Below are 248 nucleotides of genomic sequence, written 5' to 3' on the forward strand. Positions count from 1 at the left end.
CAAAAAAAGCGGTGGTTTTAGGAACAGATTCAACCATCCAATCCGCCATCTACCAAAAAGGGCTGAAGGCAAATGGACAAGAAGCTGTTCACAAGGACCATTGGCAGCTGGCTGTGAACCAGCTTATCGCCGCAATCAAACAGCCCAATCATATGCAGCACACACAAGCATTGTGGCAGAAACTATATGAAGAAATCAGTCAGCATGCAGATATCATCATTTCAGCCTGCACGGATTTAAATGCGGTG

At 45.6% G+C, this 248-nt stretch carries 1 pseudogene; it reads left to right on the forward strand.

Annotated features, from left to right (window positions below):
- Window positions 1-248, forward strand: a pseudogene (locus CF394_RS14740) (aspartate/glutamate racemase family protein); the annotation flags it as partial.

Origin of the sequence: Tetzosporium hominis, assembly GCF_002265435.1 — a bacterium.
GTDB classification, from domain to species: Bacteria; Bacillota; Bacilli; order Bacillales_A; family Planococcaceae; genus Chryseomicrobium; species Chryseomicrobium hominis.